The organism is Sphingopyxis sp. 550A, from assembly GCF_053569535.1.
This window is the reverse complement of sequence record NZ_CM131615.1, coordinates 1,813,550-1,827,153: the sequence shown is the minus strand read 5'-3', so window position 1 is coordinate 1,827,153 and position 13,604 is coordinate 1,813,550. Positions and strand designations below refer to the sequence as shown.

The following is a 13,604-nucleotide window of genomic DNA, read 5'->3' as shown; positions in this document are numbered from 1 at the left end:
CCCCTGAGGGATAACTGGGCCGCCGCCTCGACCAATATCCCGGCAACGGGGCGGCGGCCTATTTGTCCGGCAATGACGGAGGCAGATATGACACTCCAGACCGAACATCCGGCGGCGCCGGTGATCGAACGGCGCAATTGGAAATTCGGGCGCGGAATGACCGCGCGCCGCTGGTGGCACGGTGGCGATGCAGGTCGCACGGCTTTCTATAACGCGCTGTCCTCGACCTTCCCGGTCGGCGAAAAATTCTTCATGTCGGCGGTGCGCCATTACCGCGACGAAGCGCCCGAGGCGTTGCGCGAGCAGATCGACGATTTCATCTTTCAGGAATCGACGCACTCGCGCGAGCATGTCTTTTTCAACCGGCAGGCGCGCGATGCAGGCTATGACCTTACATCGTCCGAGGACCGCGCGGCCCGCACGATCGCATGGGCACGCAAGCGCCCGCCGCTGATGCAGCTCGCCGGAACCTGCGCGCTCGAGCATTTCACTGCGACGCTCGCCAACGCGATCCTGTCGGACCCGGCGCACCTCGCGGGAGCCGACGTCGAGGAGCAACGCATGTGGCGCTGGCACGCTATCGAGGAAATTGAGCATAAGGCGGTCGCATACGACACGCTGGTACTCGCCATGCGAAGCCGGTCGCCGTTCCGGTGCTGGACGCTGCGGTCCTTCACCATGCTCGCGGCGGGCGTCCGCTTTCATTATGTCGTCTTTCGCAACACCGCGGACCTGCTGCGGCAGGATGGCAAGAACAACCTGCGGACGTGGACCGGGCTGCTTTCCTACCTTTACGGCAAGCCCGGTTTGATGCGGCTGCTGTTGCGCGACCTCTTCGCCTATTTCCGGCCGAACTTCCATCCGTGGCAGCACGACGACCGCGCGCTGGCGCAACGCGCTCTCGCAACTCTGTCGCCGCCGCTCGTCGCGCCGATGCCGAAATGAGCGATGGCATGAAGAGGATTTTACTCGCGATGACATTGGTTGCGGCCGCCGGAGGGGGAACGGCCGCGGCTTCGCAGGGGAGCGGCGCCATCACCGGCACTTGGGCAACCGGCAGCCAAGGGGGGCGCGTCGAGATTTACCGCTGTGGTCCATCCCTCTGCGGCAAGATCGTCGATGCCGCTCCCCTGCGGGCCAACCCCGACCATCGCGACGTCAGGAACCCCGACCGCAAATTGCGCGAGCGGCGGTTGAAAGGGCTGGTCGTGCTGCAAGGGTTCGAGGGTGGTCCTGCCCAATGGAAGGGCGGCCCGCTCTATGATCCCGAATCCGGCGACGGCGCGGCGACCGGCACGCTGACGCTCCGCGCCGATGGCAAGCTGGAGGTGAAGGGTTGCAAGGCGGCGATCTTCTGCAGGACGAAGCTATGGACGCGCGTGCGTTGACCCTTGCGGCGGCCGTGCGTGATGCGCTTGCGGCGCGGCCGAACAGCGGTGCGTCGCCGCTGTCATGCAGGGAATGCGCGCGCTAGGCGCGATCGCCCGCCAAACGGCAGGATCATCCGTCCGCCGCACTTTGCGGAATATATTCAATACCATCGCTCGCCTTGACCGTGGCGTGTTCGGTCCGCTGTCATGCCGCTCGACCGGCTGATCGAGCAGCACAGGAAGCAGGTGCGCGCCGCCCGAAGCGGCGAGGCCATCTTCGACGTCACGCTCGATGCCGTCCGCGAACTGGGCTTCAACCGGCTCGCCATCGTCCACGCCCTCTGGTTCACGCGGCCCGGCCGACGCCTCCTGTTCCTTCATAATTTCGGCGAATGGGGCCATATCTTCGTGGCGCGCCAATATTTCCGGCACGATCCCGCCCTGCTCGCATCGCAGCGAACCAACCGCCCGTTCACCTGGCACGAACTGCGCCGCGGCTTGCCGTCCGATCCAAAGCAGGTCCGCATCTTGAACGAAGCGATCCACCACGGCCTGCGCATCGGCTTTACCGTCCCGGTCGCCGTGCCGGGCGAGCCTGCCGGTTGCTGCACCTTCGCGACCGACGCGAACGCGCTTCCGTCCGCCGCCCTCTGCCGCGCCGCAGCGTGGATCGCCGACGAAGCCTTTGCCGAGGCGCGGCGGCTGCAAGGCTATCCGGTTCCTATCGACGAGAGCGAGGTTCCGCAGATCAGCCCGCGCCGCCTCGAATGCCTGAAATGGGCCGCGATGGGCCGCACGGACGAGCAGATCGCGCTTATCATGGACCTCAAACCCACGACCGTCCGAACCCATATGGCCCATCTTCGGCAAGCGTTCGGCGTATGCAGCCGCACCGAACTGGCCCATGTGGCGCGCCGCGTGGGCCTCATCCCTTCCGACGATATCGGTTCATAAATTTTGACGATCCCCAGTCGTCCGGCTGCCTGCTCCCTTGTTGTGAACAACCAAGGGAGCCAATGTCATGATTCTTATCCGCCACGGCTGTTCGCTCGCCGATCCGCTCGCCGCGTCGATGTTCCGCGACCGTAAGCGGCAGTTCGTTGACCAGCTCGGGTGGGACGTTCCCGTCGTCGCCGGCCAATATGAAATCGACCATTATGACGGCGGCAACGCCCATTATCTGATCGCTGTCGATGCCGACGGCGAACATGCCGGGTCGATGCGGCTGCTGCCGACGATCCGCCCGCACTTGCTCGCAGACCACTTCGCCGGCCTCTGCGATGGCGAGATCCCATGCGGTCCGCACGTCATGGAGATCACCCGGCTATGCCTGCCGTCGCGGCTCGGGCGCGATGGGCGACGCGCGGTCCGCAACCGGCTGATTTCGGCGATGGTCGATCATGCGCTGCAAAGCCGCGTGTCGGTGCTGACGGGCGTCGTCACCGCGGTCTTTCGCGAAACCGTCCTCGCGATGGGCTGGCGCGCCGCGCCGCTCGGCCCCGCGCGGACCCATCAGGGCAGTTCGATCTGCGCTTTCCGTCTCGACATCGGCGCCGACACGCCGGCGCTGCTCGCCGCGACGGGCATCTACGCGCCCGACACGATCGCGGCGGCCGCGGCCGAATTGGCTTGAGGGGAGCGATATGACGCACGATCCTGCCCGCCTCGCCGCGATGCTGCTCGCCGACGGCTATTGCATCGTCGAGAACTCCATCGCGCCCGACGCCATCGCCGCGCTCGAGACCGAGCTGTCGCCGCGCTTCGAGACGACACCCTTTTGCGAAGGCGGCTTCTATGGCGCGCGCACCAAGCGTTTCGGGGCGCTGCTCCGGCGCTCGCACCACGCCGCCGCGCTCGTCCGGCATCCACTGATCCTGACCATCGCCGAAACCATTCTCGGCGCATGGTGCGACCGCATCGTCCTCAACTTGACGCAGGCCGTCGAAATCCATCCCGGCGCGCTCGCGCAGGTGCCGCACCGCGATCAGGATTTATGGGGCGGCGGCAAGACCAGCATGGACTATCAGCTCAACGTCATCTGGCCCGTCGATCCCTTCACCGCCGACAATGGCGCAACCCGGCTCTGGCCGGGAAGCCACCGCGACGATGGGGTCGATCCCTTGACTGTCCCGCCGATCGTTGCCGACATGGCGCCGGGGTCGGCGCTGCTGTTCCTCGGCTCGATCGTCCACGGCGCCGGCGCCAATATATCGGACGCGGTGCGGCGCGCCGTGATCGTCGGCTATTGCCTCGGTTGGCTGCGGACCTTCGAGAACCAGTATCTCGTCTATCCGCCCGAGGTCGCGCGGCAGTTCGATCCCGACCTCGCCGCCCTCGTCGGCTACGCCCAGCACCGTCCCAACCTCGGCAATGTCGAAGGGCAATGCCCGTCGGTGTTGCTCGGCAATCCCGTGATCGACGGCCTTGCGGCGATCGACGCGCTGCGGCCCGAACAGGCCGAGGCCATCGCCGACCATATCGCCGAGCAGGAAGCCGCTCGCGCCGGCCTTGTGGGCGGATAACGGGACGGATCATGTCCGCCGGTCGGCTTCTCGCCGACTGGCGCGACCCGTCGGCCTATGAATGGCTCGACGCCTGCGGGCGCCACGCCTTCGCCTGGGAATGGCTACGCCGCCGTCCCGACTATCAGGCCGAGGCCGATCGGGAGGAAAATGCCGCCCCGGCCTTCGGGCTTCGCAACCGCCCGGCTTTCGAGGCCGACGCCCGCGCAGCCCGCCCGATATGGACCGCGGCCGTCGATCCCTTCCTGCTGATCGCGACCGCGCGCACCTGTTCGCGCGGGGGCGGCAATTTCGACCTATCGCGCGTCGCCGAGACGCGCGCGATGGCCGCAAGCGCGGACGGCGAGCATTGGCTGTTCGGGACTGCCGCGCGCCCGCTGCGTCTCGACATCGTTTCCGGCAGCCTATGCGGCGGCCCCGTCGCGCTCACCGTCCATGTCGCGCGGCTCGATGCGGCCGCGCTCGCCGCCCTCGCCCGCCTGATCGCGCTCGCGCGCGAAGGCCGGTGGCGGCGCGGCCATTTTCCCGCCGAGCGGCGCGCGGGGCGGTGGAGTCAGGTCTTGCGCGTCCACGATGCGCTTCTGGCCGGCGCCAGCCAGCGCGACATTGCCGATGCGCTGTTCGGGACCGCGGGCATCGTCAACTGGCGGGTCAATGCGGCGCCGTGGCGACGACGCAGCCAGCGCCTCGTCGAAGCGGCCCGACGCGCGGCAGTGTCGAAGCCCGCCGACTGGATCAGCGGCGCCTTTCCCTGATCCCTGAGCCGGCTATTTGCCGAGACGCTTGCGCGATCTCTCGGCGAGGCCCGGCTGGAGCATTTCGTCGATCCCGACCTGAAAGGCAGCGGCGATCTTTTCGATCATGTCGATCGATGCCGCAAATTTCCCACGCTCGATCATGCTGATCGAACTGCGGTCGATCTGCGCCGCGCCCGCCAAATCCTCCTGCGTCATCGCGTGGAGGTCGCGCAGCTCCTTCAAATTGTCTGCAAGAATCTGTCGGCCGCGGCAACTCATGGTCGCATGACCACGGCCAATCGGCCCGCAACTCCATAGAATATAATCACGCGGCGGTGCGGAATATATGCGGCACGCGCATTTTCATGGCCTGGCCCGAAAATGAGGAGCGCCGATTGCGGGCCTCTGCCTGCCCTTCCTGCCGCGATAGCACCCCCGCCGAGCAAAATTGCAGGAGCGCGGAAGCGATGTCGACCGATGCAAATCGCCTGGGGTCGTCGGGCCGTCCCTATCTCAATACGGCGCAGGCCGCCCATTATCTCGGCATCGGTTGGCGCAAGCTGCAAAAGCTGCGCGCCAGCGGCAAAGGGCCGCGCTTCCGCCGCCACGGCCGCCTGATCTATTATCACCCCGACGACCTCGAAAGCTGGTCGCGCGGCACGGCCGATGTGGGAATCGGTCGTGACTGATCGCGCGGCCATAGCCCCGGCGCCGGAGTCGCCTTCGCCCATCCACCCGAAGCGGTTGCTGGTCTGGAGTCTCGCGCTCGGCAGTCTTGCGGGCGCGCTTGTTTCGACCCTGCTGATCGAACCCCGTCCGCGCCTTGTTTGGAACGCCAGCGCCAGCGCGCCGGTCGGCCTCTATGCGGTCGGCGGGGCCGCGCCGCTCGCGCGCGGCGACATGGTGATCGCGAGAGTGCCGGTCGAGTATCGGATGTTCGCGGCGCGCCGCCATTATCTTCCGGCGAATGTTCCGTTGGTGAAGCGCGTTGTCGCCGCGGCGGGCGATGAAGTGTGCGCGGTGGGTGCGCGCGTGATGGTCAACGGGCGGCTTGTCGCGCGGCGGCTCGATCGCGACGGCGCGGGGCAGCCGATGCCGTGGTGGTCGGGCTGCCGCGCGCTCGGACCGGGGGAATATTTCCTGTTGATGGCCGACAGCCCCGCGTCGTTCGACGGGCGCTATTTCGGCGTTACCGACGCGGGCGATATTGTCGGGCGGGCGCAGCTCCTATGGCGGCGGTGAGGATCACACTCGCCGCGCTCGCGCTGCTCGCGGCTTCGCCTGCCAACGCAGAATCGGTCGATCACTGGCGCCCCTATATCGCCGAGGCGTCGGCGCGCTATGGCGTCCCGGTCGAATGGATCGAGCGCGTGATGCGCGCCGAAAGCGGCGGACGGACGACGCTCGACGGTCGCCCGATCGTCAGCCGCGCGGGGGCAATGGGCCTCATGCAGCTCATGCCGGGAACTTGGACCGATATGCGCGCGCGGCTCGGTCTGGGAAATGACCCACACCACCCCCGCGACAACATCATGGCCGGAACCTATTATCTGCGGCTCATGTATGACCGCTTCGGCTATCCGGGCCTGTTCGGCGCCTATAATGCGGGGCCGGCGCGCTATGCCGCCTTCGTTTCGCAAGGCCGAGAATTGCCGGCCGAAACCCGTGCCTATGTTCGGCAGCTTTGGGATGGTTCGTCCGCGAAAGGGAGGAAGGCGATCGCCTCGAATCTCGCGTCGCCATCGACTCTGTTTGCGCTGGAGCGTGCGGGAACAGACGGCGCGGGCAGTCCGGTCGCTTCCGGCCGCCGCGCAATCTTCTTCATACGACGATGAACCGACCCAAACCGATTGAAAGGTGCCGTGTGCGCTATGTCCGTGGTGTCGCTGTCTATGGTCATTGCGACTCTCGGTCTCGCGGTGCCGGCAGCAGCGGAACCGACGGCGCTTCGCAGTGGCAGGCGGCTTGCTTCGCGATCGGCGCTTCGAGCGGACAGAAGCAGAGGTATTCGACTTCATGCCCGCATCCGGCGGCGCGGAATCCCTCATAATTATGGTCGAAGCCGGGAGAGAAGGACGCATGATGGCTCTCGGTCCACTGGGCGAGCCGCACCGGGTCGGCGCGGATTTCGGTGGGCGGGTCGGGGACGGGGTTCGCGCGCCGCTGCACTTCACTCCAGCGCACGCCATCGACTTTCGTCGCCGCCACGCGCTCGACCGGGCATGTGAATGCCTGGGCCAATGTGTCACGCGCCGCCTGCTCCCGGCTCGCGCAGCCCGCAACACCGGCGCAGAGTAGCGTCGCGAGGCCGAGGCGAGTCCGGCGCATCCTCACAGGCCGGCCAATATCTCGGTGCGCTTGGCTTGATATTCCTCTTCGCTGATCAGGCCGCCGTCGCGCAGCGATTGCAGGTGCCGCAGCCGGTCCTCGACGCCGCCGCCCGTGACGGGCGGCGCGGCGGGGCGGCGCACGATATCGGCGTCGGTGCGCAGCCGCTCGGCCATCCTCTTGCCGAAGTCCGCGACGATATCCGATTGGGCGTCGGCGGATCGGCGCGGCTTCAACAGCCGGACCAGAAAGACCAGCACCAGCCCCGCGACCAGAAAGATCAGCGTATAATAGACGGCTGCCGCGCCGGCGGCGCGCAAGGTGATGTCGCGTCGGCCACCATCCGGATCGAGACAGAAGATATTGCGCGCGACACCCTGCTGCCCCGGCTTGTAGGAATAGTTCCGCGACTGGGTTTCGACCGTCCCGTCGCAGACATAGGGCGCGGCGACCGTCACCAGCGGGGGATGGAGGGCGCCGCCCGCGGACGCCACCATCACGCCGCAAAAGCCGCAGATCGCCGTCAGCCCGACCAACCCGCATCCCCACCGCGCGGTGGCGGCCGATGCGCCGCCCCTTGCGATGCCGCGCACGGTCATGCTCCCGATCAGGCCCACGATCAGGATGACGACCGGTCCCAACAGCATCATCCCCACGGTGAATATGGCCCAATCGCCCATCGCCTATCCCCCTCAAAGCCCGGACAGGATGTCGGCTCGTTTGGCCTGATAACCCGCTTCGGAAATCAGGCCGTCGCCGCGCAGTGTCTGGAGATGGCGGAGCTTGTTCGCGCCGTCCGTGGCGGCCTCTTCGCCGATGGCCTGCCCGCCGTGCCCGCCGACCCGCCCGTCGCCGTTCAAGTCCATCCCGGTCATCGTCTCGAAAGCAGAAAGGGCCTTGGCCGTCGTGGGCTCTCCGTTGATGGTGACGCTGGCGGGCATCCCGAAGAAGGCGCCCAAAGGCTCTCCGCCCGCTTTCGCGTCCCACCCGCTGGCGTTGATCCGGTCCGCGACCTGTTCCGCCTGCATGGTGGACGACACGACCTGCGCCGTGCTCGATACCGGGTCGGTAAGGCTTGGCTTCCAGCGCGCGTCGCGGAGGTTCGCGAAAAAACCCATGGTTCAGGCGCCGTTCGTCATGGCGGCGAGGCAGAAGCGCTCGGGCGCGTCTGGGTCGGCCTCATGTTCATCGCCGCAGGCGTTGCGCGTCACCCACAGCAGCGTGCCCTGATCCGCGGACACAGCATAGGGCCGGTCGCCGCGCCAGGTGCCCGCGATGCGGCGCTCGGCGCGGGTCGCCATGTCGAAGCGCATGATACCGACGTCGGCGGGATAGTTCAGGCGCGAGCGCGCGTCGTCGAACAGGAAGGACGCCAGCTCCCAACCGCCCCACGCCACGAGATACGGTGTGCCAAGCGGTTTGCGCGCGCGGATGTGGAGGTCGACGGTGCCGTGGCCGCGATCCGCCGCCCAGACCAGCCAGCCTTCGTTGCCGCGCAGCGACTCCACTGCGTCGAGGTCGTCGGAAAATTCATCCTCGCGATAGACCAGCCCGCCCGTCACCGATTCCCACCGGTCCGCCGCCTCGGGCGGCCGATCGGGCAGGCGGCGGCTGCCCGCGACCGTCGCGGCGTAATAGGCGGTCGGACCGCTCTCGCCGTCGCTGCCGTCGCCCCATAGCGAAGCGATCGCGAACAGCGTGTCACCTCGCCAGGCCAGCCCGGTGATCGCGGTCAGGGCGTCGGCGGGATGCTGCGCGCGCGTGTCGGGACGCGGTGTCACGGCCGTCAGCTTGCGGTCAGCCACGCGAAAGAGCCACAACTGGTCGGGGCCGTCGAGCTCGCGGCTGGGCAACAGGATGGCAACATGGCGGCCGTCGGGCGACAGCCGCATCCCAGCGACCGGCACCCGCCCCTTCTCGGCCAGTTCGGGCCGCGCACGGGCGATGGGGCCAAGGTCGATTTCGCCAATCACCCGTGTCGCGATCGGCGCCGCGGCACGGTCGCCGAGGGTCTGGCGGCGACCCTGATAAACGATGATCATGCAGTCATAGGCCTGATCATGGACCGAAGAGGCGGGATCGTTCAACTCGGCGAAGCTGCGGTCGGCGGCGCAGCGGCGGTCGCGTTCGCTCACCCAGTCGCGCTGCTCCGCCACGAGCGCCGCGCGCGCCGAGCCGCTCAGCTTGTCCAGTACGGCGCGGTAGCTTCGCGACAGCGCCAGATCCTGCCAGCGCAAGGCGGCGTTGGCACAGATGAAGCGATCGACTGCGCGCGTCGCCTTGCCGCAATCGAAGCTCGCCGGAACGCTGACAGGGGGCGCCGACTGCGCGGCCGCAGGGGCAGCCGTCACGCCTGGGGCAAGGGCGGCGGACAGGAGCAGGCCGCTAAAGCGAAGAACCGGCCAGCTAGTCATGGACGACAATGCGCGGATCGTCGCACAGGTTCTGCTGGCCGATGGGCAAGGGATCGTTGCAGCAATCCTCCTCCTTCTCCTCGAACAGGACCGAGATTTCATAAGTGCAAACTCCGCCGCCGCCGGGGATGGTGAAGGTCCGCCGGCGCCCCGGAGCAAGCCCGTCATAGCCGAAGGCGTCGGAGTTCAGTTCGATATCGTCTGGCTCGCGAAGCGCGATCTGCTCGACGCGGCGGCGGGTCTTGTTCGTCACGGTTACGGCGAGGTCGGCGGCGGGCGCCGCCCGCGCGGCGGTGCCGCAGAGCGCGATCAGCGGCCGCGCCGCCGCTACGACGCCATCGAGCGGATAGCGCGCCGTGACCCCGCCCAGGTCGATCGTCAACTGTCCCTCCGCCGCCAGTATCGATTCGAGCGGCGCATCGAGCGGAACCTGCGCCATCAGATGCAGCAGATCGTCCATCTCCTGCGTCTGCACCGTTGCGCGAAAGGCCGAGACCGCACGCCCGTTGCTCAGACGAACCGGCAGGCTCTGCCCTGCCGCCGCGCGAAGCGGTGGATGGGTCATATAGACCGATAGTTCCGGACCGCCCTTCTGGCAGATGAAGATCAGCGACGTATCGTCGCTCTCGGGCACGCCATAAACGAGCCGCGTCTGCTCGCCATGATCGACGCCATACCAGCGTGGCCGTTCATCCTGCGCCGCGGTCGGCACGGCAGCAAGAACCAGCACGGATGCGAGCAGTGCGCGCCAAGGCCGCCGGGTTGGCGATCCTGGAAATCGGGCCCTTGCTTGCCCTTTGCGGGTCATGGTTCCTATCTCCAGGCTTTTCGGAGGGAGGGCCTGCCCGTGCTGCACAAAGTACGGGCAGGCCCGACGGGGGAGACCGGACAGGGACAGAGGGAAGCCGATCGGCAGTGTCCCCCTGTTCGGCCCGCGGATACGCCGACGGGTCGCTGTCGACGCACCCACTCCCGCGTCAAGTTCCGGGCGCCGGCGAGAAATCGGCGGGTATCGGATTCGGCAATGGGTGTTCGCGCATCATTTTCTCCCTGCCCCGCCGTCATGCCATGCCAGCTCGCACCCGTCTCGGATCAGACGGAACGCGAGGTGGACCACGCGGCACTCGGTCGATAGGGTGGGTCGCTCGGCACTCCCCGCCATCGTTGGCGGCGCGATGCCAGTGGAGGGGGGGCGGCGTGGATTCGGCTTTTCTGTCGCAGCGATTATCGACCGCCTCGATTCCGGCACGCGAGCGCCTGCCGATGTGGCGCGAGGTCTTCGGCCAGGCGATGGTTCGGATCGACATAGAGCCGGCGGCGGAGACGCCATTTCACGCCGAAGGAACGCTGTGCGCGCTGCCGGGTGCCGCCTATGCCTCGGTCTTCGCATCGCCGGTGCGGGTAACGCGAACGCGCCATCTGATCGCCGCCGACCCGGCGGAGATGCTCTATCTGATCACCGCCGACGCGTCGCTGGAAGTCAGGCAGGGCGGGCAGGAGCATATATTGGCGCCGGGCGACTCGATCTTCGTGCGCGGCGGCGAGGTCAGCGCCATAGGTTGCCCGAGCCGGAGCCGTTTCACCAATATCGCCATCGCGCTCGACGATCTGCGCGCCTTCTATTCGGACGCAGACGACCTGGCGATGCGGGTGGTGCCGCGGCAGAACGACTTGCTGGGCCTTCTCCATGCCTATGTCGACATGCTCCGCCTGCGCGCCGAGGCGGCTGCGGGCGCGGCGGGGCCGCTTGTTGCCGGGCATATCCGCGACCTGATCGCCGCCATCGCGGCGGCGGATATCGACGGCCCGCCGCTGCCCGAACAGCCCGGCGTGAAAGCGGCGCGGCTGCGGGCGATCAAGGCCGAGATCGCACGCAGGCTGTGCGACCCGCACCTGGGCGTCGAGGATGTCGCAAGGCGCTGCGGGATCAGCCCGCGCTATGTCCGCCGCCTGTTCCAGGAGGAAGGCAGCAGCTTTTCCGCTCACGTCCTCGGTCAGCGGCTCGACCGGGCGCATCGCCTGCTGCTGCATCCGGGACAGGCGCCGGGAACGATCGCGGTGATTGCCTATGCCTGCGGCTTTGGCGACCTGTCCTATTTCAACCGCACCTTCCGTCGACGCTTCGGAATGACCCCGTCGGATTTGCGCGGGAAAAGTGCCTGAGAACCGGATAGAGTGGGATCGGTTTCGGCTGCGCTGATATGCACGTCTGCAACTCGGAGAGGCGAAAATGGTAATACGGTGGGCGATCGGCGTGGCAATGATGGTCACCGGCTGCTCGGCAAGTACCGACATGGCGGGTCAGGGGCGCGTGAGTGATGAAAGCGATGAGACGGGCGCGCCGTCGAACATGGATTGCCCTGCTTTCGATTACGCCCAATGCCTCGTGCTATTGCCCGCGGAACCTATGCAGGGCGTGTGGCTGTCGGGCTTCGAGCGCTCAGCCTTTCTTTCCGGGGCAAAGGCCATCCCCACCGAGCGGAGCGGGAACGCCGAGGCCGTTTGGCTGGATTTTGCGCCGACCGCTGCACCTGATCCGGCCTTGCGTGCAGAAATGGACCGCATGGGCGGCACGGTCGCTGTTGTTATGGAATTCGACGGGCGAAGATCGCGGGACGCGGGTCATTACGGCCCCATGGGGGGTGCCGATCATGTCGTGGTAGTCGACCGCATTCGTTCCGCGCGCATTCTGGGATCGGTCGGGGCGAACTGAGTCACGCCTTGCGACAGCCTCGCTGCCAGTCGGCGAACACGCCCTGCCATCCCCATCCCGACTGGTGGACCAGTTCGGTCAGCACATGCGCCAGATTGGCGGGAGCCGAGGCCGCATCCCTGTCTCCCGCAATCTCGACGCGATCGTCCATGATACGCAGCGCGATCTGCCGCCGAATGGCCGCACTCGGCGGCGTCACGGTCAGGCTGGCGTCATAGATCAGGGCGGCATCGGGGTGAGTGCCGTCGCGCGAGCGGAGGCTGCTGCTCATTCGCGCCTCGCTTGCGTCCATCGGCTTGTCGCCGCGGATCAGCGACACCTCGCGCGCCAGCACGCAATGCCCCCCGGAGACGAAGGTCAGCCGTATCCCGATCGACCGCTTGCCGTCGCGAAAGCCGCGCGTCACCAGCAACTGCCCTGGCCGGTCCGCCGGGCGCTCGACGCGCAGCTCGAGCCCGGCATTCGCCAGCGATTCGATCCGCCGCTTCAAGCGATGTTCGGGCAATGGCATGGCGCCGGGCGCGGGCGCCACCCACGCCGTCCAGGCCGCGAGCCATAGCATGAACATGGTCAGGATCGCGAAATAGGCAACGCCGAAGATCGCCATGAACCGCCATTGCACGAGCCAGCCGGGGCCGCTTTGCAGTGCGTAAACGGCGGGGATCAGCGCACCGAACATGGTGAGGGCCCAGGCGGTGATGCCGATCTGCGAGCGGTCGGTTCCCCACGCGGCCATGCCCGCGATCAACATCGCCACCGGCAGGAACAGGATGACGATCGCGGCGGGCGTCACCCGGCCATCACGCAGCCACAGCCAGCCGAGCGACGCCGCGCCCGCCAGCAGCAACAGCAGCACGGCGGCGATCACCGGCGGGTTCAGGACCCGGTTCACGGGTTCTCCGGCCCCGCCACCCTGGCGATGATCCTCTCCACGCCCGCCTCGATTCCGCCGGGAATGTCGCCGCGCCGGAACGGCGGCAGGATCGCGCCGTCCATGATCGCCTGCGCCGCGGCGTCGGGCAGGCGGGCGGCGAGGTTGCGCCCGACCGCGATCCGTGCCTGCCGCTCGTTCGGCGCGACCAGCAGCAATATGCCGGCGTCCGCCATGCCCCGGCGATCGGCGATTTCGGCCGCGAAGCGCGCGATGTCGATCCCGCCGAGCGACGGCGTCGTGACGACGACGAGCCGGTGCCCGCTCGCCTGCTCGAAGGCGGCGAGCAGGGTGTCGAGCCGCACCTTCCGGGCGGCGGGCAGGACGTTGGCCTCGTCGGCGACCCGGCCCTGCACCAGCCGGAAGGCGATACCGGCATCGTCCGCCTGCACCGCATCGGCCCAGCCGACCGCGCCCAGATCGATGCGCGTGATGCGCGGCGGCTTGCCGGGGCCGTCGATCGGCAGATACCAGATGCGCGCGGGCATGCCGTTCGCCAGGCGAACCGAGGGCTTCTCCTCGGTGCTGCCGCGGTTGGCAGCGCCCCCCAATTGACATCGAAAGCGACGTCGCCGACCGAAAAACGCTC

General features: G+C 67.6%; 19 protein-coding genes. 11 read left to right on the top strand and 8 right to left on the bottom strand.

The genetic code is table 11. From position 1 onward, the window contains the following. The first annotated feature begins 87 nt into the window (after nucleotides 1-87). The 6 genes from ACVENA_RS08820 (at nucleotide 88) to ACVENA_RS08795 (ending at nucleotide 4,647) form a co-directional block, all read left to right on the top strand. Nucleotides 88-945, top strand: coding sequence for a metal-dependent hydrolase (locus ACVENA_RS08820; RefSeq protein WP_449328486.1), 858 nt, complete (start codon nucleotides 88-90; stop codon nucleotides 943-945). An 8-nt stretch (nucleotides 946-953) separates the two neighbouring features. Continuing rightward, nucleotides 954-1,388, top strand: coding sequence for a DUF2147 domain-containing protein (locus ACVENA_RS08815; RefSeq protein WP_449328485.1), 435 nt, complete (start codon nucleotides 954-956; stop codon nucleotides 1,386-1,388). A 189-nt stretch (nucleotides 1,389-1,577) separates the two neighbouring features. Next, nucleotides 1,578-2,324, top strand: coding sequence for a helix-turn-helix transcriptional regulator (locus ACVENA_RS08810; RefSeq protein WP_329629598.1), 747 nt, complete (start codon nucleotides 1,578-1,580; stop codon nucleotides 2,322-2,324). A gap of 67 nt (nucleotides 2,325-2,391) precedes the next feature. Beyond that, nucleotides 2,392-3,003 (top strand): acyl-homoserine-lactone synthase, encoded by a 612-nt coding sequence (locus ACVENA_RS08805; protein WP_449328484.1) that lies wholly within the window; start codon nucleotides 2,392-2,394, stop codon nucleotides 3,001-3,003. A gap of 10 nt (nucleotides 3,004-3,013) precedes the next feature. Continuing rightward, nucleotides 3,014-3,892, top strand: coding sequence for a phytanoyl-CoA dioxygenase family protein (locus tag ACVENA_RS08800; protein ID WP_449328483.1), 879 nt, complete (start codon nucleotides 3,014-3,016; stop codon nucleotides 3,890-3,892). Nucleotides 3,893-3,903: 11 nt separating this feature from the next. Next, the gene (locus ACVENA_RS08795; RefSeq protein WP_449328482.1) at nucleotides 3,904-4,647 is read left to right on the top strand and encodes a DNA -binding domain-containing protein; all 744 of its coding nucleotides are present in this window, start codon (nucleotides 3,904-3,906) and stop codon (nucleotides 4,645-4,647) included. 12 nt (nucleotides 4,648-4,659) lie between these two features. Here ACVENA_RS08795 and ACVENA_RS08790 read toward each other — a convergent pair whose 3' ends face one another. Beyond that, nucleotides 4,660-4,872 carry a helix-turn-helix transcriptional regulator gene (locus ACVENA_RS08790; protein WP_449328481.1) on the bottom strand — a complete coding sequence of 71 codons (213 nt, stop codon included), beginning with the start codon at nucleotides 4,870-4,872 and terminating at the stop codon, nucleotides 4,660-4,662. A gap of 224 nt (nucleotides 4,873-5,096) precedes the next feature. Here ACVENA_RS08790 and ACVENA_RS08785 point away from each other — a divergent pair, with 224 nt between their 5' ends. Genes ACVENA_RS08785 through ACVENA_RS08775 form a run of 3 tightly spaced genes read left to right on the top strand, consistent with a single transcriptional unit; the run spans nucleotide 5,097 to nucleotide 6,464 of the window. Further along, nucleotides 5,097-5,318 carry a helix-turn-helix domain-containing protein gene (locus ACVENA_RS08785; protein ID WP_449328480.1) on the top strand — a complete coding sequence of 74 codons (222 nt, stop codon included), beginning with the start codon at nucleotides 5,097-5,099 and terminating at the stop codon, nucleotides 5,316-5,318. Next, on the top strand, nucleotides 5,311-5,871 hold the full coding sequence (locus ACVENA_RS08780; protein ID WP_449328479.1) for a S26 family signal peptidase: 561 nt from the start codon (nucleotides 5,311-5,313) through the stop codon (nucleotides 5,869-5,871). Before ACVENA_RS08785 ends, ACVENA_RS08780 begins: the two co-directional genes overlap by 8 nt. Continuing rightward, a complete protein-coding gene (locus ACVENA_RS08775) occupies nucleotides 5,859-6,464 on the top strand; it encodes a lytic transglycosylase domain-containing protein (protein WP_449328478.1) in 606 nt (201 codons plus the stop codon). The genes ACVENA_RS08780 and ACVENA_RS08775 overlap by 13 nt, the downstream gene beginning before the upstream one ends. A 61-nt stretch (nucleotides 6,465-6,525) precedes the next feature. Here the strand turns inward: ACVENA_RS08775 and ACVENA_RS08770 are convergent, their stop codons facing one another. The 5 genes from ACVENA_RS08770 to ACVENA_RS08750 are packed head-to-tail and all read right to left on the bottom strand — an operon-like array spanning nucleotide 6,526 to nucleotide 10,101. Then, entirely contained in the window at nucleotides 6,526-6,957 is a 432-nt protein-coding gene (locus ACVENA_RS08770; RefSeq protein ID WP_449328477.1) for a hypothetical protein, read from the bottom strand. A gap of 2 nt (nucleotides 6,958-6,959) precedes the next feature. Continuing rightward, nucleotides 6,960-7,637: an SHOCT domain-containing protein gene (locus ACVENA_RS08765; protein ID WP_449328476.1), complete on the bottom strand. Its 678-nt coding sequence runs from the start codon at nucleotides 7,635-7,637 to the stop codon at nucleotides 6,960-6,962. 12 nt (nucleotides 7,638-7,649) lie between these two features. Next, nucleotides 7,650-8,075, bottom strand: coding sequence for a hypothetical protein (locus ACVENA_RS08760; protein ID WP_449328475.1), 426 nt, complete (start codon nucleotides 8,073-8,075; stop codon nucleotides 7,650-7,652). A gap of 3 nt (nucleotides 8,076-8,078) precedes the next feature. After that, nucleotides 8,079-9,308 (bottom strand): lysozyme inhibitor LprI family protein, encoded by a 1,230-nt coding sequence (locus ACVENA_RS08755; protein ID WP_449328474.1) that lies wholly within the window; start codon nucleotides 9,306-9,308, stop codon nucleotides 8,079-8,081. 55 nt (nucleotides 9,309-9,363) lie between these two features. After that, on the bottom strand, nucleotides 9,364-10,101 hold the full coding sequence (locus ACVENA_RS08750) for a hypothetical protein (protein WP_449328473.1): 738 nt from the start codon (nucleotides 10,099-10,101) through the stop codon (nucleotides 9,364-9,366). 467 nt (nucleotides 10,102-10,568) lie between these two features. Here ACVENA_RS08750 and ACVENA_RS08745 point away from each other — a divergent pair, with 467 nt between their 5' ends. Together ACVENA_RS08745 and ACVENA_RS08740 are read left to right on the top strand one after the other, a co-directional pair. Continuing rightward, a complete protein-coding gene (locus ACVENA_RS08745) occupies nucleotides 10,569-11,534 on the top strand; it encodes an AraC family transcriptional regulator (protein WP_449328472.1) in 966 nt (321 codons plus the stop codon). Between the two features lie 91 nt (nucleotides 11,535-11,625). Further along, nucleotides 11,626-12,084: a hypothetical protein gene (locus ACVENA_RS08740; RefSeq protein WP_449328471.1), complete on the top strand. Its 459-nt coding sequence runs from the start codon at nucleotides 11,626-11,628 to the stop codon at nucleotides 12,082-12,084. A 1-nt stretch (nucleotide 12,085) separates the two neighbouring features. Here the strand turns inward: ACVENA_RS08740 and ACVENA_RS08735 are convergent, their stop codons facing one another. Both ACVENA_RS08735 and ACVENA_RS08730 read right to left on the bottom strand, forming a co-directional pair. Beyond that, on the bottom strand, nucleotides 12,086-12,976 hold the full coding sequence (locus ACVENA_RS08735; protein ID WP_449328470.1) for a hypothetical protein: 891 nt from the start codon (nucleotides 12,974-12,976) through the stop codon (nucleotides 12,086-12,088). Beyond that, nucleotides 12,973-13,566: a TPM domain-containing protein gene (locus ACVENA_RS08730; RefSeq protein WP_449328469.1), complete on the bottom strand. Its 594-nt coding sequence runs from the start codon at nucleotides 13,564-13,566 to the stop codon at nucleotides 12,973-12,975. Before ACVENA_RS08730 ends, ACVENA_RS08735 begins: the two co-directional genes overlap by 4 nt. Nucleotides 13,567-13,604 lie beyond the last annotated feature (38 nt).